Annotated in this window: 23 protein-coding genes; 6 read left to right on the forward strand and 17 right to left on the reverse strand. The window is 60.0% G+C overall.

Annotated features, from left to right (window positions below; translation table 11 throughout):
* Window positions 1-11: 11 nt before the first annotated feature.
* The 12 genes from ACYZT5_RS16390 to ACYZT5_RS16445 form a co-directional block, all read right to left on the reverse strand.
* On the reverse strand, window positions 12-602 hold the full coding sequence (locus tag ACYZT5_RS16390) for a nucleotidyltransferase family protein (RefSeq protein ID WP_462051996.1): 591 nt from the start codon (window positions 600-602) through the stop codon (window positions 12-14).
* On the reverse strand, window positions 599-1,582 hold the full coding sequence (locus ACYZT5_RS16395; RefSeq protein ID WP_462051997.1) for an XdhC family protein: 984 nt from the start codon (window positions 1,580-1,582) through the stop codon (window positions 599-601). The genes ACYZT5_RS16390 and ACYZT5_RS16395 overlap by 4 nt, the downstream gene beginning before the upstream one ends.
* Window positions 1,582-3,903: a xanthine dehydrogenase family protein molybdopterin-binding subunit gene (locus ACYZT5_RS16400; RefSeq protein WP_462051998.1), complete on the reverse strand. Its 2,322-nt coding sequence runs from the start codon at window positions 3,901-3,903 to the stop codon at window positions 1,582-1,584. The genes ACYZT5_RS16395 and ACYZT5_RS16400 overlap by 1 nt, the downstream gene beginning before the upstream one ends.
* A complete protein-coding gene (locus tag ACYZT5_RS16405; RefSeq protein ID WP_282481233.1) occupies window positions 3,900-4,370 on the reverse strand; it encodes a (2Fe-2S)-binding protein in 471 nt (156 codons plus the stop codon). Before ACYZT5_RS16405 ends, ACYZT5_RS16400 begins: the two co-directional genes overlap by 4 nt.
* Before the next feature lie 244 nt (window positions 4,371-4,614).
* Window positions 4,615-5,634 (reverse strand): UDP-N-acetylmuramate dehydrogenase, encoded by a 1,020-nt coding sequence (gene murB / locus ACYZT5_RS16410; protein ID WP_462051999.1) that lies wholly within the window; start codon window positions 5,632-5,634, stop codon window positions 4,615-4,617.
* The gene (locus tag ACYZT5_RS16415; protein ID WP_462052000.1) at window positions 5,631-6,095 is read right to left on the reverse strand and encodes a low molecular weight protein-tyrosine-phosphatase; all 465 of its coding nucleotides are present in this window, start codon (window positions 6,093-6,095) and stop codon (window positions 5,631-5,633) included. The genes murB and ACYZT5_RS16415 overlap by 4 nt, the downstream gene beginning before the upstream one ends.
* The gene (kdsB, locus tag ACYZT5_RS16420) at window positions 6,095-6,859 is read right to left on the reverse strand and encodes a 3-deoxy-manno-octulosonate cytidylyltransferase (RefSeq protein WP_462052001.1); all 765 of its coding nucleotides are present in this window, start codon (window positions 6,857-6,859) and stop codon (window positions 6,095-6,097) included. The genes ACYZT5_RS16415 and kdsB overlap by 1 nt, the downstream gene beginning before the upstream one ends.
* The gene (locus ACYZT5_RS16425; protein WP_007945752.1) at window positions 6,856-7,041 is read right to left on the reverse strand and encodes a Trm112 family protein; all 186 of its coding nucleotides are present in this window, start codon (window positions 7,039-7,041) and stop codon (window positions 6,856-6,858) included. Before ACYZT5_RS16425 ends, kdsB begins: the two co-directional genes overlap by 4 nt.
* Window positions 7,042-7,066: 25 nt before the next feature.
* Window positions 7,067-8,077 carry a tetraacyldisaccharide 4'-kinase gene (lpxK, locus tag ACYZT5_RS16430; protein WP_462052002.1) on the reverse strand — a complete coding sequence of 337 codons (1,011 nt, stop codon included), beginning with the start codon at window positions 8,075-8,077 and terminating at the stop codon, window positions 7,067-7,069.
* Entirely contained in the window at window positions 8,077-8,508 is a 432-nt protein-coding gene (locus tag ACYZT5_RS16435) for an ExbD/TolR family protein (protein WP_008152382.1), read from the reverse strand. Before ACYZT5_RS16435 ends, lpxK begins: the two co-directional genes overlap by 1 nt.
* Window positions 8,505-9,140 (reverse strand): MotA/TolQ/ExbB proton channel family protein, encoded by a 636-nt coding sequence (locus ACYZT5_RS16440; RefSeq protein ID WP_462052003.1) that lies wholly within the window; start codon window positions 9,138-9,140, stop codon window positions 8,505-8,507. The genes ACYZT5_RS16435 and ACYZT5_RS16440 overlap by 4 nt, the downstream gene beginning before the upstream one ends.
* A 98-nt stretch (window positions 9,141-9,238) precedes the next feature.
* On the reverse strand, window positions 9,239-11,461 hold the full coding sequence (locus tag ACYZT5_RS16445) for a DNA internalization-related competence protein ComEC/Rec2 (protein ID WP_462052004.1): 2,223 nt from the start codon (window positions 11,459-11,461) through the stop codon (window positions 9,239-9,241).
* A 135-nt stretch (window positions 11,462-11,596) separates the two neighbouring features.
* Between ACYZT5_RS16445 and ACYZT5_RS16450 the strand changes: the two genes are divergently transcribed.
* Window positions 11,597-12,115, forward strand: a complete 519-nt coding sequence (locus tag ACYZT5_RS16450) for a DUF2062 domain-containing protein (RefSeq protein ID WP_462052005.1) — start codon at window positions 11,597-11,599, stop codon at window positions 12,113-12,115.
* A 172-nt stretch (window positions 12,116-12,287) separates the two neighbouring features.
* On the opposite strand, the gene ACYZT5_RS16455 is transcribed toward ACYZT5_RS16450, so the two are convergent.
* From ACYZT5_RS16455 to ACYZT5_RS16470, 4 genes are all read right to left on the reverse strand, one after another.
* Entirely contained in the window at window positions 12,288-13,067 is a 780-nt protein-coding gene (locus ACYZT5_RS16455; protein WP_462052006.1) for an ABC transporter permease, read from the reverse strand.
* A complete protein-coding gene (locus ACYZT5_RS16460) occupies window positions 13,064-13,996 on the reverse strand; it encodes an ABC transporter ATP-binding protein (RefSeq protein ID WP_462052007.1) in 933 nt (310 codons plus the stop codon). Before ACYZT5_RS16460 ends, ACYZT5_RS16455 begins: the two co-directional genes overlap by 4 nt.
* A 133-nt stretch (window positions 13,997-14,129) precedes the next feature.
* Window positions 14,130-14,753, reverse strand: coding sequence for a glutathione S-transferase family protein (locus ACYZT5_RS16465; protein WP_462052008.1), 624 nt, complete (start codon window positions 14,751-14,753; stop codon window positions 14,130-14,132).
* A 43-nt stretch (window positions 14,754-14,796) separates the two neighbouring features.
* Complete coding sequence (locus ACYZT5_RS16470) at window positions 14,797-15,456, reverse strand: transglutaminase-like domain-containing protein (RefSeq protein WP_462052009.1); 660 nt, start codon at window positions 15,454-15,456, stop codon at window positions 14,797-14,799.
* Between the two features lie 250 nt (window positions 15,457-15,706).
* Between ACYZT5_RS16470 and ACYZT5_RS16475 the strand changes: the two genes are divergently transcribed.
* Complete coding sequence (locus ACYZT5_RS16475) at window positions 15,707-18,154, forward strand: acyl-CoA dehydrogenase (RefSeq protein ID WP_462052010.1); 2,448 nt, start codon at window positions 15,707-15,709, stop codon at window positions 18,152-18,154.
* Between the two features lie 83 nt (window positions 18,155-18,237).
* Window positions 18,238-18,645 (forward strand): PA2817 family protein, encoded by a 408-nt coding sequence (locus ACYZT5_RS16480; RefSeq protein WP_007905217.1) that lies wholly within the window; start codon window positions 18,238-18,240, stop codon window positions 18,643-18,645.
* Between the two features lie 64 nt (window positions 18,646-18,709).
* Here ACYZT5_RS16480 and ACYZT5_RS16485 read toward each other — a convergent pair whose 3' ends face one another.
* Window positions 18,710-19,708: a LysR family transcriptional regulator gene (locus ACYZT5_RS16485; protein ID WP_462052011.1), complete on the reverse strand. Its 999-nt coding sequence runs from the start codon at window positions 19,706-19,708 to the stop codon at window positions 18,710-18,712.
* Window positions 19,709-19,799: 91 nt separating this feature from the next.
* Between ACYZT5_RS16485 and ACYZT5_RS16490 the strand changes: the two genes are divergently transcribed.
* From ACYZT5_RS16490 to ACYZT5_RS16500, 3 genes are all read left to right on the forward strand, one after another.
* Window positions 19,800-20,426, forward strand: a complete 627-nt coding sequence (locus ACYZT5_RS16490) for an alanyl-tRNA editing protein (protein ID WP_462052012.1) — start codon at window positions 19,800-19,802, stop codon at window positions 20,424-20,426.
* A 92-nt stretch (window positions 20,427-20,518) separates the two neighbouring features.
* Complete coding sequence (locus ACYZT5_RS16495) at window positions 20,519-21,289, forward strand: 2OG-Fe(II) oxygenase (protein ID WP_462052013.1); 771 nt, start codon at window positions 20,519-20,521, stop codon at window positions 21,287-21,289.
* Window position 21,290: 1 nt separating this feature from the next.
* Window positions 21,291-21,926 (forward strand): LysE family translocator, encoded by a 636-nt coding sequence (locus ACYZT5_RS16500; protein ID WP_033056907.1) that lies wholly within the window; start codon window positions 21,291-21,293, stop codon window positions 21,924-21,926.
* Window positions 21,927-21,993 lie beyond the last annotated feature (67 nt).

Raw genomic sequence — 21,993 nt, forward strand, 5'->3', positions numbered from 1 at the left:
ATGACGGTAAATCAGGCGAAAACCAACCTCTCAGGTGTATCCACATCCCACAACACCCCGGGATCGTCCACCGCCACCTCGACCACCCTCGCCTGCGCAAATAACGCCTTGGCACCTCGATCACCGGACAATGCCATCAACGCCGGACCAAAGCTGCGCCCAAATCCCACCGGATGCCCGTACTCACCCTCATGCACCGGAACACTGACGGCGTCATCAGTGATTCCCGCCACCACCCGATGGATACTCGACGGTAAGATAAACGGCATATCCCCCAGCACTATCAGCCAGCCACCGAGTTGTGGACACGCCGCCACCCCGGCCGCGATGCTGTCTCCCATCCCCGTCGACTCGATCAGCACAATCTCGCAGCCATAGGCCTGGGCCATACGACTCACTTGCGGGCGATCGTCGGTGGTCACCAGAACGCGCTTCTCAAGGGAGCCCGGCAAATTCACCAGCACTTGCTCGATCATCGAATGAACAGCGCCATCGCGCCCCGTACAATCCGCCACCAGCTTGTCCTTGTCGGCACCGGCCTCCTGTCGAAACCGACTGCCCTGCCCCGCCGCCAACACGATGACGCCGATAGGTTCACTCATACGACCTCCTGCAACGGCTTCTTCTGCTTCAGTTCGACGCCGTTCTTGATCGCGACAATTTCGGCCAGCAGCGACAAGGCAATTTCCGCCGGTGTGTGGCTGCCAATGTGCAAACCGATCGGGCCATGCAGCCGCTCGATGGCCTGCTGTGACAAGCCTAGCTGAGCCAGGTTCTCCCGGCGCTTCAAGCTGTTGATCCGCGAGCCCAGCGCACCGACATAAAACGCCTTGGAGTCCAGGGCCGTGAGCAACGCCATGTCATCCAGTCGAGGATCGTGGGTCAGTGCGACGATGGCCGTACGCTCGTCAGTCTGGATGCTGAGCACCGCTTCATCGGGCATGCCCGAGACAAACCGCCCGTGTTGCTCTTCCCAGCCGTAAACGAACTCGGTGCGTGGATCGCAGATCAGCACTTCAAAATCCAGCAGCCGCGCCATCTCGGCGACATAACGGGACAGTTGCCCGGCGCCGATCAGCAACAAGCGCCAACGCGGGCCGTAGAGGGCGCGCAAGGTCTGCCCGTCAAATGTCAGCACATCAGTCTTGTTGGCTGGTTGCAAAACCACTTCACCGGTCTCGATATTCAGCGCTCGCGCAACGATTTCATGCGCCTCGCAGCGCGCCAGCAACTCGGCAACCCAAGCCGGGTCGCCGACCCGCTCCTCGGTCAGGCGCAAGGTGCCACCGCACGGCAAACCGAAGCGTGCCGCCTCCTCACGGGTAACGCCGTAAGTGATCAACTGCACCGGCGGCCCATCGGCTGGAATACGACCGTCGTGGAGCCGGTCAATCAAATCGTCTTCGACACACCCGCCGGACACCGAGCCAATCACCACGCCGTCTTCACGCAAGGCCAACATGGCGCCAGGTGCCCGAGGCGCGGTGCCCCAGGTCTGGACCACGCTGTACAACACCACCCGCTGACCGGCGCGGCGCCATTCCAGCACGCTGCGCAGGACATTCAGATCGACGCTGTCCATCAGGCCTGCACCTTCTGCCAACCTTGCAACTGATAGCGAACCGGCAGATCGCGGATGCGCTTGCCCGTGGCGGCAAAGATTGCGTTGCACAGCGCTGGCGCAATCGGTGGCACGCCCGGCTCACCGACACCGCCTAACGGCACTACGCCCGGTGGTGTGACCAGATGAACCGCAACTTCCTTCGGTGCCAGGGACATGCGCGCCACTTCGTACATGTGGAAGTTGTCCTGCTGAACCTTGCCGTCCTTGAAACTGATTTCCCCCAGCACCGCGTTGCCCAGGCCCATGACGCAGGCGCCTTCGAACTGCGCACGAATTCGCTCGGGGTTGATCTGCGGACCGCAATCCACGGCGATATCGGCCTTGTGCACGATCAGCGTGCCGTCGTCTTTGACTTCAACCTCGATAACCGCCGCCACATAGGTGACGAAACTGTAATGCACCGCCAGGCCCAGGCCTCGCCCCTTGGGCATTTCACGCCCCCAACCTGCGGCTTTGGCAGCGGTTTCCAGCACCGTGCGCAGCCGCGCGGTGTCGATCGGATACCGCTCGGGCGATTCGCCGTAGTTCCACTCCTCACTCAAGGTGCGCGGATCGATCTGCCGGTCCGGGCCGAGCAATTTGATCTGGTACTTGAGCGGATCCTGGCCGGCCTTGTGCGCCAGTTCATCGACAAAGCTCTGAATCGCAAAACCGTGAGGAATGTTCGACACCGAGCGATACCAGCCAACCCGCGTGTGAATCGCCGCTTCCGGGTTTTCCAGGCGCACGTTGGGGATCGCGTACGCCATGTTGGTAAAACCCATGCCCAGTTCGAAGGCCGCCTCGTGGTTCATGCCCGGCGCAAACAGCGCGGTGATGCTCGGCGCCACGGTGCGGTGCAACCAGCCGGACGGCAGACCGTCCTTGTTCAGGCTGGCCTTCAGGTATTCGGTCGACACCGTGTGGAAGTAGGAACAGTGGATGTCGTCTTCACGCGTCCATTGCACCCGGACAGCCTTGCCAGGGAATTCCTTGGCAAGGATCGCAGCTTCGATGATGAAGTCCGGTTTGGATTTACGACCGAAACCGCCGCCCAGCAGGGTGACGTTAAAGCTGACGTTATCGAATGGAATGCCCAGGCGTTCGCCAATTCGTTCGCGGGTGACTTGGGGTGCCTGGCTTGGGGCCCAGGCTTCGCACACACCGTCCTTGAAGCGGGCGATGGCGACCATCGGTTCCATTGGCGCCTGCGTCAGGTGCGGCAGGTAATAGGATGCTTCGAGCGTGCTGTCGGCGCTGCTCATGGCCTCGTCGATGTTGCCGGTATTGCGCACCACTTTGCCGGGCTTGAGGGACGCGGCTTCCAGTTCTTTGCGGTAGGCGATCGAGTCGTAACTGGCGTTGGGACCGTCATCCCACTCGATGTTCAGCGCCTCGCGGCCTTTGATCGCGGCCCAGGTGTTGCTAGCCACCACGGCCACGCCGCCCAGCGGCTGAAACTCCGACGGCAGCGGATGGCCTTCGATCTGCAGGACCTTGATCACGCCCGGGACTTTCATCGCGGCGCTGGAGTCGACGGACTTAACCTTGCCGCCGTACACCGCAGGGCGCGCAATGGTGGCGTAGAGCATGCCGTCGAAATGTACGTCTGCACCATAAATGGCGCGGCCATTGACGATGTCGGCACCGTCGATGGCCTTGGTCCCTTCCTTGCCGATGTAGCGAAATTCCGACGGCTGCTTGAGCCGCAGGCTGTCACGCGCCGGTACTGCCAACGCACCGGCAGCGGCGGCCAGGGCACCGTAACCCAGTTCACGACCGGACGGTTTATGGATGACTTTATGCAGCTGTGCATGGCATTCGCTGACCGGCACTTTCCACTGCTCGGCAGCCGCTTGTTCGAGCATGGTCCTTGCGGCAGCACCGCAGCGACGCATCGGCTCGTACCAGTGGCGCATGCTGCGCGAACCATCGGTGTCCTGGTTGCCGAAACGCACTTCGTCGCCCGGCGCCTGCTGCACCTTCATCATCGCCCAGTCCGCGTCCAGCTCATCGGCCACCACCATCGTCAGGCTGGTGCGCACACCCTGGCCCATTTCCGAACGGTTGCAGACCACGGTAACCATGCCGTCAGCGGCAATGCTGATGTAAACCTTCGGATCATCGATCCAGCCGTTGGGCATGCCGTCGGCGCCGAACTTCTTCTCTTTTTCTTCAGCAAACGCGTCTTGCCAGCCCCAGCTCGCCGCCAGCACCAACGCGCTGGTCGCACCGACGCCTTTAAGGAAGCCACGGCGACTGAGGTTACTCAGCGCAAAATCATTCGGTAATTGGCTCATGCCTTGGCCTCCTTCAGGTGAGTGGATGCCTGGCGGATGGCGGTCTTGATGCGGTTGTAAGTGCCGCAGCGGCAAATATTGCCGACCATCGCCTCTTCGATCTGTTCGTCACTGGGGTTCGGGTTGGTCTTGAGTAGCGCTGTGGCGGACATGATCTGCCCACCCTGGCAGAAACCGCACTGGGCCACGGCGGTGTCGAGCCAGGCTTGCTGAACGATTTGCCCGACCGGGTCGGCGTGCAGGTTATCGATGGTGGTGACGTTCTGGCCAACTACCGAACCGATCGGCGTGATGCAACTGCGCGCCGGAGCGCCTTCGATATGAATGGTGCAGGCGCCGCACAGGCCCATGCCGCAGCCAAATTTGGTGCCGTTGTAACCGGCCACGTCGCGGATCGCCCAGAGCAGCGGCATGTCCTCGGTGACATCGAGTTGATGGTCTTGACCATTGAGCTTCAGGGTAATCATGGGCACGCCCGCATAGTTATTGGTTATGGGGTCGAGCAATCTGCCGCCAGGGGTTGGCGGTTGGCATCACGCAGATCGGCTCAGGCTAATGAGGCTCTCTTTTGCGGACGATAGCGTCTGCATCGGGCCTTTGGTGGAGCAAACGTTTGCATCGTTAGGTGGCTAAGTTAACTCAGCATTAACAAAAAAGCCCTGCACAGTTGAAGGTGTGCAGGGCTTTGAAATCAGTCTTGAAAGCGTAGCCTCAATACCGATTAGGCTCCATTTCCAGGTCAACATGGAAACGTTCTGAAATGTCTTTTTGGATGCGTTGCGCCAGGTTCAGCAATTGCAGACCCGTCGCGTTGCCGTAGTTGACCAGCACCAACGCCTGCAATTTATGCACGCCGGCATCGGCGTCACGGAAACCTTTCCAGCCGGCCCGCTCGATCAGCCAGCCTGCCGCCAGTTTCATCTGCCCGTCGGGTTGTGCGTAGGCCACCAGATCCGGGTATTCACCTTTGAGTTGCGCGACAAGCGCCGCTGGCACCAAAGGATTCTTGAAGAAGCTGCCGGCATTACCGAGCACTGCCGGGTCCGGAAGTTTTTCGTTGCGGATACTGCAAATCGCCTGGCTGACATCGGTGGCGGTCGGGTGATCGATGCCTTGCTCGGTCAGGCGCTGCCGCACCGGGCCGTACTCCAGATGCAGGTGCGCGGCGCGGTCCAGGATGAATCGTACCCGCAGGATCAACCAGCGCCCCGGTTCCTGTTTGAACAGGCTGTCGCGGTAGGCGAAGTTGCATTCTTCCAGGGTGAAGTCCCGCAGCTCGCCGCTCTTGCGATCCAAAGCAGTCAGGCCGGCAAAAACATCCTTGATCTCCACACCATAGGCGCCGATGTTCTGCATCGGTGCCGCGCCGACGGTGCCGGGGATCAGGCTGAGGTTTTCCAGACCGGACAAACCCTGCGCCAGCGTGTGTTGCACGAACGGATGCCAAGGCTCGCCCGCCTCGGCTTCTATAACGACCTTGCTGCCGTCATCACTCAGGATGCGAATCCCGCGTGTGGCCATGCGCAGCACCAGCGACTGGATATCGGCCGTCAGCAGCAGGTTGCTGCCCCCGCCAATCACCAGCAGCGGCACGTCATGTTCTGCCGCATAGGCCAGGCCTTCACGCACGTCGGCATCGCTATGGGCTTCGGCAAATAACCGGGCCTGAACGTCGACACCAAAACTGTTGAACGGTTTGAGCGAAACCCGGGCTTGTACCTGCAAACTCATAACCGTCCCTTCAATTCGATCACCAGCAAATCACTGGCGCGCTCGATCAGGTCCAGCACCTGCTCAAAGCCTTGGTCGCCGTCGTAATACGGATCCGGCACTTCATCGATTTCCGACTGGTAGCGACGCAGGAACAGATCCAGCTCGGCCTTGCCCTTGGCCGGTTGCAGGGCCTTGAGGTTGCGCAGATTGCTGTTGTCCATCGCCAGAATCAGGTCGTAGGTGGTGAAATCCGCACGGGTCACTTGCTGGCCGCGCTGAGCGGACAGGTCATAACCGCGCAGTTTCGCCGCAGCCTGGCTGCGCTTGTCCGGGGCCTTGCCGACGTGCCAGTCACCGGTGCCGGCGGAGGCGACTTCGATTTGATCGGCCAACCCCGCTTCGCGCAGTTTGTGTCGCAGCACACCTTCAGCCGTGGGCGAACGGCAGATGTTGCCCAGGCAGACGAACAAAACCCGCATCAGGCCTCCAGCAGGCGACGAACGCGCTCGAGGTCTTCAACGGTATCGACGCCGGTGGGCGGTGCGATCAGCGCGTCGGCGACGTGAATTCGCACGCCGTGCCACAGGGCTCGCAGCTGTTCCAGGGATTCGGTGTTTTCCAGCCAGCATGGGCCCCAGCTGACGAAGTCATGCAGGAAACCGGCGCGGTAGGCATAGATGCCGATGTGGCGACGATACGGCACGCCTTCCGGCAATTGCTCGCGGCTTTTGGCGAACGCGTCCCGGGCCCACGGCAACGTGGCACGGCTGAACGTTAGCGCCAGGCCATTAAGGTCGCTGACGACCTTGACCACGTTGGGGTTGAACAGGGTTTCCACGTCTTCGATCGGCTCGGCCAACGTGGCCATGCGCGCTTCGGTGTGAGCGGCCAGGTTGGCAGCCACCTGATCGATCACGCTCGGCGGGATCAGCGGTTCGTCACCCTGAACGTTGACCACAATGGCGTCCGGCGCCAGGCCCAGTTTCGTGGCGACTTCGGCCAGGCGATCGGTACCGGAATTGTGATCTTCGCGGGTCAGCACCACTTCGGCGCCAAACCCTTTGCAGGCCTCAACGATGCGCGCATCGTCAGTGGCGACCACCACGCGTTGGGCGCTGCTTTTGCTCGCCTGTTCCCAGACATGCTGGATCATCGGCTTGCCGGCGATCAGCAGCAGCGGCTTGCCCGGCAAGCGGGTGGAGGCGTAACGCGATGGAATGACAACGGTAAAGGCTGTGGTCATTTATCCAGACGCTCGTCGGTGGTCAGGGTACGGGCTTCGGTTTCGAGCATCACCGGGATGCCGTCGCGAATCGGGTAAGCGAGACCTGCACCCTTGCTGATCAGCTCGGTTTTGTCGGCACTGAGCTTGAGCGGGCCTTTGCAGACCGGGCAAGCGAGGATATCGAGCAATTTGGTGTCCATGAGCATTCCCTGGATAAAAACGGATTTAAGGCAAAAGACGAGCCGGCAACAGGCGCATCAGCTGCGTATCGAACCAGGCCACGAAGGCCGGCGATGGCGCAGCATCGACCGCCAGGTACCACCAATCGGCGGCGGCGAAGGCACGGCACTTCACCGCGTCCTTTTCGGTCATCACCAACGGCAATGACGGTGTGAAATTCAAGGCCTGCACGCTGTATTCGGCGTGGTCGGCAAACGCATGCGGGACTGGCTGCCAGTGTAGCGTTTCGAGGGTCGTGAAGAAACGCTGCGGATTGCCGATCCCAGCCACGGCGTGCAGGGCCTGCCCAGCGGGAAAGTGGTCAAGGGGACGCCGTTCGCCGGTTTGCAGATTGACCAGTTCGGTGGGTCGAAGCTGGAAGGCAAAACCGCCGTCGCGATCGGCAGTTGCGCCGTTGTAGAGCACCGCGTCGACGCTTTGCAGGCGCTCGGCCGGCTCACGCAACGGCCCGGCGGGCAGGCAACGCTGGTTGCCCAAGCCGCGGGCGGCGTCGATCAGTACCAGTTCCAGGTCGCGGGCCAGCCGGTAATGCTGCATGCCGTCGTCGGAGAGGATCAGGTCCAGCGGTTCACTCGCCAGCAGCGCTTTGACGGCACGGCTACGGTCCGGGTCAATCATCAACGGGACGCCGGTGCGCTGGACGATCAACAGCGGCTCGTCTCCTGCGATACTGGCGCTTTGATCCGCCTCAACCCGCCACGGCAATTGCGCCGGCCTGGCGCCGTAACCCCGGCTGACCACGCCGACCCGCAGGCCGCTGCGCTGGCAGTGCTCGATCATCCAGAGAATCAGCGGCGTCTTGCCCGTGCCGCCGACGGTGATGTTACCGACGACGATCAGCGGCACCGGTGGCTGATAGATCTCACCCTCACCCGCCAGGAAGCGCTTGCGCTTGCTCATGACCACGCGCCGATACAGCCACTCCAGCGGCTGTAACAACTTCAGGGCCGGATGACCTTCGTACCACGCGGTGAGCAAGCGATCGGACATGGCCATCAGGGCGCGGGCGGCGCCGCCTCGACAGTGGTCATGCGCAGGTGGCTGAAACCAAGCTTGCCGGCGGCGTCCATGGCGGTGATGACGGACTGATGCTGAGTCTTGCCATCAGCGCTGATGGACAGCGGCAGGTTGGTGTCGCCACTGGATTCTTTCTGCAGCGCGTCCATCAGGGTCGCCAGGTCGTTCTTGGGCAATACCTGATTATTCACCGAGAACGCGCCTTCGGCACTGATGGCAACGTCCAGGTGTTTGACCTGTTGGTCTTCGGCTGGCGAACCGCTGACCGCTTCCGGCAGATCAACGCGCAACTGGGTTTCACGGGTAAACGTGGTGGTCACGACGAAAAACAGCAGCAGGATAAACACCACGTCAATCAGCGACGCAAGGTTGATGTCTACCGTTTCCCGCGGTTTGCGGCGGAATTTCACGCTTTGCCCCCATTCAGGTCAACATCACGGTCACCCTGTATCACCTCGACCAGTTTGATCGCTTCCTGCTCCATGCCCACCACCAGTTCATCGATCCGGCGTTGCAGGAATCGATGAAAGAATACTGCCGGGATGCCGACCATCAGGCCCGCGGCCGTGGTGATCAGCGCTTTGGAAATACCGCCAGCCAGCACCGCAGCATTGGTGCCCATGCCCGTGCCCATGAACGCGCTGAAGATATCGATCATGCCCAATACCGTCCCCAACAGACCCAGCAACGGGGCCATGGCGGCGATGGTGCCCAGCGCGTTGATGTAGCGTTCGAGCTCGTGAATCACTCGCGCGGCAGCTTCTTCAATGCACTCTTTCATGATCTCGCGACCATGCCTGGAGTTGGCCAGACCGGCAGCCAGGATCTCGCCCAGCGGCGAGTTGGCGCGCAGTTCCTTGAGTTTGTCTTTATTGAGTTGTTTGTCCTTGATCCACACCCAGACCTGCCCGAGCAAATGCTCCGGGGTCACACGGCTGGCTCGCAAGGTCCAGAGACGTTCGGCGACAATCGCCATGGCCGCGATGGAACTCAGAATGATCGGTATCATCATCCACCCGCCGGATTTGACCAATTCCCACACAGTGACAGTCCCCTCGAAAAAGTGCGCCACTCTAACATAGGGGGTCGGCGCACCGAAAACCGTGATGTCGCAACCGGTCGGGCTTTAATAACCCCGGGTTATGGCGTAGAGCGCCAGAAACGCTGTTCTTGACGCATCGTCCACGGCGGCTTGAAGCGTCCCAGTTGCAGACGGATGGCGCCCTGTTCGGCGCTGTCATAGATCAACATACCGCGCTTTTGATAGCGCGCGATGACCGTGGGATGGGGATGACCGAATGAATTGCCCTGGCCGCGGGAGATCATCACCGCTTTGGGTTGCAGCCCGTTGAGCAGCGTCATCGAAGATGAACTGCGGCTGCCGTGATGCGGCGCCTGCAGCCAGTCCGTAGGTACCGCCAGCGGACTGTCGAGCAGGGCTCGCTCGGCTGCGGCGTCTATATCACCGGTTAGCAACATTCGCTCACCGTTGGCTTCTATCTGCAGGACGCAGGATTTTTGATTGCTGTCGCGGGCGAAAGACCATTGCCAAAGCTGGAACCTCACATCGTCCCAGACCCATTGCTTGCCACTCTCGCAGCCCTCGGCCTGCAACTCGGCAGGCAGCGCCAGGGGATCGCCACTGACGACCCGCTTCACCGGCAACCCATTGGCAACGGCCCGGGCGCCGCCAGCATGATCGGCGTCGGCGTGGCTGATCAGCATCAGATCGAGTCCGTTCACGCCCAGTTTGCGCAACGAAGGCAGCACCACCCGCTCGCCCAGGTCGAAATCGCCGAAACGTGGCCCGGTGTCATACAACAGCGTGTGATGACGGGTGCGCACCAGGATTGCCAGACCCTGGCCGACATCCAGCTGCCAGACTTCGGCAATGCCGTCAGGCAACATTTGCCGGGGCGCAAAGACCAGCAACAGCAGCATCGGCCAGCCCAACGAGCGAAACGGCACACCCCGAGGCATTAATAGTAGAAAGGCACCCAGTGCGCCGAGTGCCCATACCCACAACGGGATCGCCACCGGCACCCACGCGGGCAAGCACCCGGCCATCAGTGCCAGGCCCTTGAACAAAAGGTCGATCAAACCTCCTGCCAACCACAGCAGCCCTTCGCCCACATAAGGAAGGGGTAAAAACAACGTGCCCAGCAAAGCCGGAGGCAGCACTACCAGACTGATCCACGGCACCGCCAGCAAATTGGCCACTGGCCCGCTGAGACTGATCGGCAATCCGAGCACCAGCAACAATGGGCACAGACCGATCGCGATCAGCCATTGGGCGCGGGTCCACGTTTGCCACCGACGCCATGGGCCCAACCGACCACCGAAGGTGAAAATCAACACCGCCACCGCCGCGAATGACAACCAGAAACCCGGTTGCAGGCTCGCCAGCGGGTCGAGCAGCAAAACGCCATCGAGCGCCAGCAACAATGGCCACCAGGCACCGAGATGACGAAATCGCAGCCGCCACAACAGCACCAGGCCGATCATCACGCAGGCCCGTCGCACCGGCACCTCGAAACCGGCCAGCAGCCCATAACCGAGAGCAGCCGTGAACGCCAGTCCACAGGCCCACGGCAGCCAAGGCAAGCGTTTAGGCCACAGGCCATAACGGGCCATCCCGGCGATCAGTAGATACACCACCCCTGCCAGCAACCCGATGTGCTGTCCGGAAATCACCAACAGATGGACGGTGCCGGTGTCTTGCAGCACCTGCCAGTCTTCGCGACTCAGTCCGGCGCCATCCCCCAGCACCAACGCCGTCAGCGCACCGGTTCGCCCCTGGGCATCCACGGACTGCAAACGCTGGCGAATGCCGTCGCGCCAGGCCCACCGGGTTTCCATCAGCCGCTCGCCATCCTTGACCGTCCCGGTGGCGCCGATGCGTTGCGCCAGCAGCCAGGCGTCGTAATCGAAGGCATGGGGGTTGAGCAGCCCGGCAGGACGCTTCAACTTGATTGCCAGTCGCCATCGTTCGCCGCTGTGCACCAGCGGTCCGTCATACCAGGCCAGGCGTATCAGTTGCGGCAACTTACCGTGTCGAGACCGCGCGTCCGCCAGTTCGAAACGCACGACTGTCTCAGTGTTCTGGGGCAATCCCACCACCCGCCCTTCAACCCAACGGGTTTCGCCATCGAAGCTCATCGGCAGTCGATCATCCAGTGCCCACTGCGCCTGCGCACACGCCCAACTGAAGCCGAACAGCAAAAATGCCAATGGATAGCTGCGAAACGGCAGCACCATCAAACCGATCACCGGCAACAACATCCATAACCAGACCGGCGGTAATACCGGTAAAAAACGCAGGATCAACAGACCCAACGCCAGCGCCATCATCCCTGTGCGCATACGCCCGTCCTTGAGAGTCCCCTCCTAGGCATAGCCGGCTAACCGCACGGGCATCGTTATTAATTGTCACAAAGTCTGAATGGGCGGTGCATAGAATCCAGACATACTTGCCGCCTTAACCGACCGAGAAGCCTTATGCCCCGGCGCTTATTCAAACGTTACATGCCAGACCCGACCAGCATCAGGGAACACAAGTCCTTACGCTTTCTCGGCACACTGCTGCATGACCCGAACCTCTGGCACCTCAACCGCCATTCCGTTGCACGGGCCATGGCTGTTGGTCTGTTCGCGGCATTCCTGCCGATTCCGTTGCAGATGCTGGTCGCCGCCATTCTTGCCATCATGGTGCGCGGCAACATGCCGATTGCCGTCAGTCTGGTCTGGCTGACCAACCCGATCACCATGCCGGCTGTGTTCTTCTGCACTTACCAGACCGGTGCCTGGTTGATGGACGTCCCTGCACGCCATCTGCCGAATGAATTGACCTGGGAATGGATAAGCGGCGAACTCTCTTCCTTGTGGCAGCCGTTTTTGCTCGGTTCAGTGGTGATGGGGCTGGTACTGGGTGCCCTCGCCTATTGCCTGACCATGATGTACTGGCGCTGGTGGGTTGGGCGGCAGTGGCGGCGGCGCAAGAAAAACCGGATGCAGTAAACGCAAAACGGCCTCCACTTGGGAGGCCGTTTTTATTGCGGTGTCTGGGCTGGCGCCATCGCGAGCAGGCTCGCTCCCACATGGGTTGCGTGTCGATCACAAATTATGTGGGCAGTATAAATCCAATGTGGGAGCGAGCCTGCTCGCGATTGCAGGCGACGCGGTCGTCCTTTTAAGTACGCATCCCGCGACCGCTGACCAGCAGCCGTGCGCAACCGATATACAACACGACAGTCGCCACCAGCATGAAGGTGATCGCCACGCTGATCTTGATGTCCGAAACGCCAAGAATGCCGTAACGGAACGCGTTGACCATGTGCAGCACCGGGTTGGCCAGGGACACGGTCTGCCAGAACGGCGGCAGCAAGGAGATCGAGTAAAACACCCCGCCCAGGTACGTCAGCGGTGTCAGCACAAACGTCGGGATGATCGAGATGTCATCGAAGTTGCGTGCAAACACGGCGTTGATGAAGCCCAGCAGCGAGAAAATCGTCGCCGTCAGCACCACCACCAGAATGGTCACACCCAGGTGATGCACCTGCAACTGGGTGAAGAACAGCGACAGCAGGGTCACGATGACCCCGACCATCAAGCCGCGCAGCACGCCGCCCAGGGTGTAGCCGATCAGAATCGTATGCGGCGATACCGGCGACACCATCAACTCTTCGATGGAACGCTGAAACTTGCTGCCGAAGAAACTCGACACCACGTTGCCGTAGGAGTTGGTGATCACCGACATCATGATCAGCCCCGGCACGATGTACTCCATGTAGGTGAAACCACCCATGTCACCGATCTGCCGGCCGATCAGATTGCCGAAGATCACGAAGTACAGAACCATGGTGATTGCCGGCGGCAGCAGCGTCTGCGGCCAGATCCGGGTAAAGCGTTTGACCTCTCGGTAAACGATGGTATTGAGGGCAACGAGGTTGGGTTGCAGCTCGGAACTCATACCGCCACCTTCGACAGATTTTTCTCCACCAGGGACACGAACAACTCCTCGAGGCGATTGGTTTTGTTGCGCAGGCTCAACACTTCGATGTTCTGCTGCGCCAATTGGGTGAACAGCGCGGTGATGCCCATGGCCTTGTCGACCTGAACTTCGATGGTGTGGCTGTCGAGCAGCTTGGTTGGGTAACCGAGCAACTGTGGCGCGGTTTGCAGCGTGTTTTTAATGTCGAGCAGGAACGTTTCCACATGCAGTTGGCCGAGCAACTGTTTCATGCTGGTGTTCTCGACGATGGTGCCGTGGTCGATGATGCCGATGTTGCGGCACAACTGCTCAGCCTCTTCCAGGTAGTGGGTGGTGAGAATGATGGTGATGCCTTTCTTGTTCAGCTCGGTGAGGAATGTCCACATCGAACGTCGCAGTTCGATGTCCACACCCGCCGTCGGTTCGTCGAGGATCAGCAGGCGCGGTTCGTGAACCAGTGCACGGGCGATCATCAGTCGACGCTTCATGCCGCCGGACAGTGAACGCGATGGCGTATCGCGCTTGTCCCACAGGCCTAGTTGGGTCAGGTATTGCTCGGCGCGTTCCTTGGCGATTTTCGGCGGGATGCCGTAATAACCGGCCTGGGTCACGACGATGTCGAAGGTCTTTTCGAACTGGTTGAAGTTAAATTCCTGGGGCACCACGCCGATGGAGCGCTTGAGCTGCGCAGGATTCTTGTCCAGGTCGTGACCGAAGATATTCACCGTCCCGCTGGTCTTGTTCACCAGGGTCGAGAGAATGCCGATGGTTGTGGATTTGCCGGCGCCGTTAGGGCCGAGCAAGGCGAAAAAGTCACCTTCGGCGACGTCCAGATCGATACCACTCAGGGCCTGGAAACCGTTGCCGTAGGTTTTGGTTAGCTGCCGGATGGACAGAGCGGAACTCATATCGGATTTACGCACCAAGAAGGGAAGAAAGGGACAAATAAGGGCGGGCGGCGACTAATACAACCACGGCGCACGAGCGCAATGGTGCTTGTCGCCGCCACACAAGTACAGTCAAGTGTGTCGATAGTGAGTATTAAGTCAACGCGGTCATCACCGCTTTCTGATACGCCGGACGCTGTTTCAGGCGTGCGTACCAGGCTTGCAGATGAGGCTGCGGCGCACGCTCGATCGGCATCTCGAACCAGGCATAAATAAAACAGCCCAAAGGAATGTCGCCCATGCCGATCTCATCGCCGGACAGGTACGGTTGGGTCGCCAGCGCCTGGTCGGCCATCGACAGCAAGCCATCACATTCCTTGATCGCAGCGTTGATGGCCGGCCAGTCTCGCTTGTCTTCCGGGGTGCGCAATACGCCCCAGAACACCGTGCGAAACGGCCCGGCAAAACTTGAAGTGGTCCAGTCCATCCACTTGTCGGCAGAGGCCCGGGCCTGCAGATCCTCTGGATACCAGGCTGTGCCGTTGGCGTGGCGAGCCATCAGGTAACGCACGATGGCGTTGGATTCCCACAGCACGAAACCGTCTTCTTCAATCACCGGCACGCGACCATTGGGGTTCATCGCGCGGTACTCCGGCGTATCGACTACACCAAAGGCGCCGCCCGCATCGATGGCTTCATAGGCCAGGCCCAGCTCCTCGGCGGCCCACAAAGGTTTTCTGACATTCGATGAGTTTTTCCGACCCCAGATCTTCAGCATGACCGCCTCTTTATGGATGAATGCGCAGGCAGCATACGCCGGATCAGGCGCGACTCAAATCGCTCTGCATGTCACCCAGCAGCACTGGCAGCTTGTCGCCGAACAGATGCGGGTAGCACTTCTCCAGGTGCTCGAAAAAGAACGCTTCAGGCACATCGGTGAACTGGCCGTGGTCGACCAGATACTCCATCAACTGCTCGCCGTCGCGATTGAAAGGATGGAATACGCTGTCGTTGATTCCGTCGAATTCCAGTGGTGCGACATTGAACAGTTCGCACAAGCCTTGGTTGAAGGCTGGCGTGGCTTTGACCCAGCGACCGTTCAGGTACAGCTCCGTATAGCCGTGCATGGCGAACACATCGCTCTTGAGCAACTCGAGCAACCGCGGCGTCGACAAATGATTGCGCACGTCCGCCAGACCGATACGCGCAGGGATCGCACAATGCCGGGCACATCCGGCCAGGAGCGTGGCTTTGGGCACGCAATAACTCTCCCCCGCTGCCAACGCATAACTGCCGCGCAAGGTGTCTGGGTCGCGACTGAAGGTGTAAGGGTTGTAACGCACGGCTTCGCGCACGGCGTAATAGAGATTGATCGCCTGCTCGAGCGGGTCACGACGGCTGCCGCGATGTTTTTCGGCGAACTCCACCACCGACGGGTGGTCACTATCGATGAAGCGGCCGGAACTCAGATACTCGTGCATGAGAACAATCTCCTGGGGAAGCCACGAGTCTAGCGACACGTTCAGCACAGAGATAACGACGTTTCGGCCAAACATGGACGCTTTGCCGCCCCGCCCAACGAACGATTTGCGCGGCCCGGTACCAACCGGTCCTACAAAACTCATCGAAGGCTTCCCACGATTTCAATCACATCGCTCTGACCACCCTGTTTTGCGGATGCCGTCTAAGCTCTGAAGGTTGGTTTTGCCCTGGTTTCACGGAGGATTAAATATGCTGCTGTTGTGGATACTGGTTCTGGTTGTCGGGATTGCGTATTTAGCCCACCGTCGTATCGCCCCACTGCCCGCCCTGTGCGTCGTTGCCGTTTACGTGGTGGCGATGGGCGCTTTCAGCCGCGCGCCAGGCTGGTTGCTGCTGGTTCTCTGGGTGTTGATCGCGGCTGTCGCAGCGCCCTTGTTGCTCCCCGACCTGCGCCGTAAATATTTCAGTGCGCCGCTGTTCAGCTGGTTCCAGAAAACCCTGCCGCCGATGTCGGAAACCGAACGCGATGCGATCGATGCCGGCACAGTGTGGTGGGACGGCGAACTGTTCAGCGGTCGCCCGGACTGGAACACACTGCTGTCCTATCCAAAAGCGCAGCTGAGCGAAGAGGAACAGGCCTTTATCGACGGCCCGACCGAAGAACTCTGCGCCATGGTCAGCGACTGGCAGATCGGTCAAACCATGGACCTGCCGGCCGAAGCCTGGACCCACATCAAGGAAAACGGCTTCTTCGCCCTGATCATTCCCAAGGAGTTCGGCGGCAAGGGTTTCTCCGCCTATGCCCACTCCCAGGTGGCGATGAAACTGGCGACCCGCAGCGGCGACCTCGCGTCCACCGTGATGGTCCCCAACTCCCTCGGCCCGGCCGAACTGCTGCTGCATTACGGCACCGACGAACAACGCAACCATTACCTGCCACGACTGGCGCGCGGTGACGACATCCCGTGCTTCGCACTGACCGGCCCACTGGCCGGCTCTGATGCCGGCGCCATGCCCGACACCGGGGTGATCTGCAAAGGTGAATGGGACGGCAAGGAAACCTTGGGCCTGCGCCTGAACTGGGAAAAGCGTTACATCACGCTGGGCCCGGTCGCCACCCTCCTCGGCCTGGCCTTCAAGGCCTACGACCCGGATCACCTGCTGGGAGAGGAGGAAGACCTGGGTATCAGTCTGGCGTTGATCCCGACCGATACCGCCGGTGTTGAAATCGGCCGCCGTCACTTGCCGTTGGGTGCGTCATTCATGAACGGCCCGAACGCCGGCAAAGATGTGTTCGTACCGCTGGAGTTCCTCATCGGCGGCCAGGAAATGCTCGGTAAAGGCTGGATGATGCTGATGAACTGCCTGTCGGTCGGGCGTTCGATTTCGTTGCCAGCGGTTGGCACAGGCGCCGCCAAGTTCACCAGTCTGGTGACCGGCCAGTACGCTCAGGTCCGTGAGCAATTCAATGTTCCTTTGTCGGCATTTGAAGGGATTCAGGAAGCGATGGCGCGCATCGGCGGCAACGCCTGGATGATGGACGCCGCGCGGATGCTCACCGCCAACGCGGTGGACCTCGGTGAAAAACCGTCGGTGCTGTCGGCGATTCTCAAGTACCACCTCACTGAACGCGGCCGCGAGTGCATCAGTCACGCCATGGATGTTCATGGCGGCAAGGCAATCATCATGGGACCGAACAACTACCTCGGTCGCAGCTGGAATGGCGCACCGATTTTCATCACCGTGGAAGGCGCGAACATTCTCTCGCGCAACCTGATGATCTTCGGTCAGGGTGCGATCCGCTGCCATCCATTCGTGCTTAAGGAAATGGCCCTCGCCGGTCGTGAGGACAAGGATCAGGCCCTCACCGAATTTGATAGTCTGCTGCTCAAGCACATCGGTTTTGCCGTGAGCAACGCCGCCAGCACCCTGGTGCTGAACCTTGGTTTCGGCCATTTCGAACATATGCCGGGCAACAGGCTCAGCCAGGGTTACTTCCGCGCCCTCAACCGCCAGGCTGCCGCGTTCGCCATGCTTGCCGACCTGAGCATGATGCTGCTGGGCGGTGAACTGAAACGACGCGAACGTCTGTCGGCTCGCTTGGGGGATGTGCTCAGCAACATGTACCTCGCCTCCGCCGCGCTCAAGCGTTACCACGACCTCGATTCACCGGAGCACATGGCACCGCTGTTTACCTGGGCCATGGAAGAAAGCCTGGGTCAGTCGGAGCGTGCGCTGGATGAACTGCTGACCAATTTCCCGAACAAGGTGTTGGGTTGCCTGTTGCGGGTGATCGTGTTCCCGTTCGGCCGTCGTCACAAAGGGCCGTCGGATAAACTCGGCGCCGAAGTGGCCGCCGTGATCGGCCGCGCCAAAGGCGATCCAACCCTGGAAGAGTTGCTCGGCGGTTGCTACCGTCCGCAATCGACCGAGGACCCGGTCGGCGCCCTGCAACACGCGTGTAACCTGCTGAGTGCCGCGCAACCGCTGCAGAAAAAGCTTCATGTCGCGCTCAAAAGCGGTCAGGTCAAACCCGTCGCCGGGGAACACAACATCGATGCAGCGCTTGAGGCTGGTGTGTTGCAGCCAGTGGAAGCGCAAACCTTGCGTGACGCCGAAGCGGCGCGGCGCAAGGTGATCGATGTCGATGATTTCGACAAAGAGGAGCTGGCGCTGGCGCAAGGAAAGGTCCGCTGATCCAGGCGACCCTCTCTACCATGGGAAAAAGGGCGCAGGGGCTTTATACTCCTGCGCCCGTTTTGCTCTTGAGGACTTATCTCGTGTCCAACGTCGTTGCCGATCATCTCGTCTTGCTTGACCACTTGCGCAGCATCCTGGTCGCCGTGGGTGAGGCCGAACAGGTTCCCGAAGAAAGCCATGCCTTGTTCCTGGAGCGCTTCGACGAACTGCGTGCGTTGCTGCCGGTCGATCCGATCGAAAGCCAATACCTGGGCCAGGACATTCTGTGCCAGGTGATCACCCGCTATCCGCAAATCGCCCATCTGGTCCCGCGCGACCTGCTGTGGTACTTCGCCGGTGACTGCCTGCATTACATGCCCGACGATGAAATCGACTTGTACCAGGCGCTGGAAGAACGTCGTTTCGAAGCCGAACAAAACGACGAACCGTTCGACTGGAACCAGGAAAAACAGCTGCTGGCGATGTCGAACCAGGACAGCAAGCACTGATCCACGGTCAGAAATTCAAAAGGCCCGCATGGTTGAACAGGCGGGCCTTTTTTTGATCTTCGCTTCAGAGCAACCCATCACTCTCCGGCAACTCATACTCCGCCGCGACCTTGCCCGAATCACTCAACTTGCCAGGCTTACCCAGGGTCGGCTCTTTCTCCAGGCACTCCACCAGATAGTCGATCAGCACCCGTAACTTCGGTGGCAGATAACGGGTTGGCGAATGCAGCAACCAGGCACCGCCGTGGTATGACGCCAGAAAGGTCCAGTCCGGCAGCACCTGCACGATCAGCCCCTGCTCCAGCGCATAACGCGCGGTGAAGTACGGCAGGCTGCCAATCCCGATGTGCTGCAACACCGCACCTAACCGCACGCCGGTGTGATTGGCCGCATAACGTCCGCGTACACCAACGGTTACAGCCTTGGTGCCTTTCTTGAATTTCCAGCGCGCATCGCTCGGGGTTTCGCCCAGGTAGATGCAGCTGTGATTGAGCAAGTCGTGAGGATGAGTCGGTGTGCCGTGCTCGGCCAGGTATTGCGGGGTTGCACAGAGCAAATGATCGATGGTCAGCAATTGCCGCCCTACCAGCCCAGCGGGTGGCCGATCAGTAATACGAATCGCCAGATCAACGTTGTCGTCGATCAAATCCACCTGGCGGTCTTCAAGCAACAACTCCACATCCACTTTGGGATAACGCCGCAGAAATTCCGGCATATGTGGATGAATCACGAACCGCCCCACCGCCTTCGGCACGCTGACTCGCACCAGTCCTTGCGCTTCATGGGTGAACTGACCGCTGATTTCCATCACCGACTTGGCCGCGCTGACCATCTCCTGGCAACGCTTGAACACCTCTTCGCCACCGTCGCTCAAGCGTAACTTGCGCGTGGTTCGTTGCAGCAAACGAGTGGCGAGCGCCTTCTCCAGACGCGAAATGCTGCGACTGACCGCCGAGGGTGAAGCACCCAACTGGCGAGCTGCCTCGGAGAAGCTGCCGGTCTCGACAACCTTGACGAAAATCGCCATTTCACCGAGCAGCTGTAGTGGAAGATTTATGCTCACAACGCAACAGTCCTTTGATGTTTGAACGGATTATCACGCAATTCCACGCTTCATATAATAAAAAATAGAATTGTTAATAAGGGCATGGAATATGACGCTTCGCCTCTTTTTCCATAGTGATGACCTCAAGGCCAATGTGGAAGTCCTGGATTGCACGCCCCACGAGAACGAATTTGCTGTGGTGCTTCGCGCCACGTTGTTTCACCCCCAAGGCGGTGGACAGCCCTTTGATACCGGCTGGATCGCCGAAAGCCGGGTGCTGCGCGTGGTTCAGGATCCGGACCGGATCATCCATTTCGTCGACCACCCGGTAAAACTCGGCATGACTCAGATTCGGGTCGACGAACAACGCCGCCAGTTAAATACCCGCCTGCATTCTGCCGGCCATCTGATCGGCCACTTCATCCAGGTCATGGGCTGGATGCCGATCAAGGCTCATCACTGGCCGGGCGAAGGACGTGTGCAGTTCAAACCGGCGGATTCAGCACAGGACGTTGACGCCCAGACCCTTCAGCACGGCATTGAGCAGTGGATCACCCATGACCTGCCGCGTCTGACGTCACTTCGCGAAGGCGCCCGGGAAATCGGTTTCGGTGACCTGCCCGCCTACGACTGCGGCGGCACCCATGTACGTAGCCTGAAGGATTTGGGAACGGTCACGATCGCGTCCCTTTCGCAGAAGAAAGGAACGCTGTCAGTCCACTACAGCGTGAATTGAGCATTTGGGCGATGCCGTTCTCGTCATCGCCTGACGCCGGGGGGACCTGCGGTCGCGGGTTCTGTTGACTATCTGATAGATGGACCTAAGACATGATGCTTGACGTCGAGCGTCTCGATGAGACGTGCATAAAAAAACTGGCCAACGAAGAAGTCCTCGCCATCCGCGTCAAAGGCTTGTTGCCCAAGCCGCTGGCGATTCAGATTGGCGACAAGATCCTCGCCCCTGGTTTCGAAGGCTATATCAATGCGCCGAGCATCGGCCGTATCGGCATGGCGTTTTATGAAGCGGAAAACCAGCCGCTGCTGATCGAAGATTATTTCGAACGCGCCACCCGCAACATTGCGGAATTGCGCAACCGGTGTGCGCCCTATTCGTCCCCCGTCGACACCCTGCGCTGCATGCTCGATGAGTCCTGGCCGGCGGGTGCGCTCCTGGAAAATCTCTACGGTCGCAAGATGTATGTCGGGTTGTCCCGGGTGGTGAAACCCGGGATCTGTTTTCTGGCCCACCACGATATTTTCGCCAAGGACGCGCCGGACAGTTACCAGGCCAGAAGCCTGGAAGCGCAGTTCGCCTGCAATGTTTACCTGAACATGCCCACCGAGGGGGGTGCACTGCAGATGTGGGACCACGACATTTCTCCGGATCAGTTCGACGAAATGCGTGGCGACAGTTACGGCATCGATCCGGCTCTGCTCGGCACTCCGGCCCTGGAGATTCTTCCTGAACCCGGTGATTTCATCATGTTCAATTCGCGCTGCATGCACTCGGTGACACCGGGTGTGGCCGACCCGCGCTTGAGCCTTTCATTCTTTGTCGGCTATCGCGGCAATGCTTCACCCCTTACTTTCTGGAGTTGAGATGCTTTCGAATTACCTGGGCGAGTTTCTGGCGCTGGCAACTATCCACTTTCTGGCCGTGGTCGCACCCGGGCCGGACTTCGCAGTGACCATCCGTCAGAGTGTGCGCTTCGGTCGATTGGTCGGAATTTGCACGGCGTTGGGCATCGGCGCAGGCATTTCGGTGCATGTGCTTTACACCCTGCTCGGCGTCGGCGCGCTGATGCACACGACCCCTTGGCTGCTGACGGTGGCCAAGGTTGTGGGGGGCGCTTACATTTTGTACCTCGGTGTCAGCCTGTTGCGCAGCAAGCCCAAGACCGTACTGGAAGGCGACAAGCCTGACGAACCGGTCGTAGAACAAACATTGCTGAAGGCATTTACCACCGGATTCCTGACCAACGCGACCAACCCGAAAGCCACACTGTTTTTCCTGGCGATCTTCACCACCATCATCAGCGCCACAACGCCACTGAAGATCCAGGCGCTTTACGGAATCTGGATGTGTTTTGTGAATGCGCTGTGGTTTGTGATCGTCGCGCTGTTCTTTTCCAGTGCCCGGGTACGGCTGCTGTTTATGCGCATGGGGCACTGGTTCGAACGCACCATGGGGGTGATTCTGATCCTGTTCGCCGGGCGCCTGATTCTGTCGATGTAAAACCTGCGCCCATGCCAAAGGCCCGCTCAGTCTGACTGGCGGGCCTTTTTCGTTTGTGCGCCGCTTT

The organism is Pseudomonas sp. LB3P14 (genome assembly GCF_054898045.1).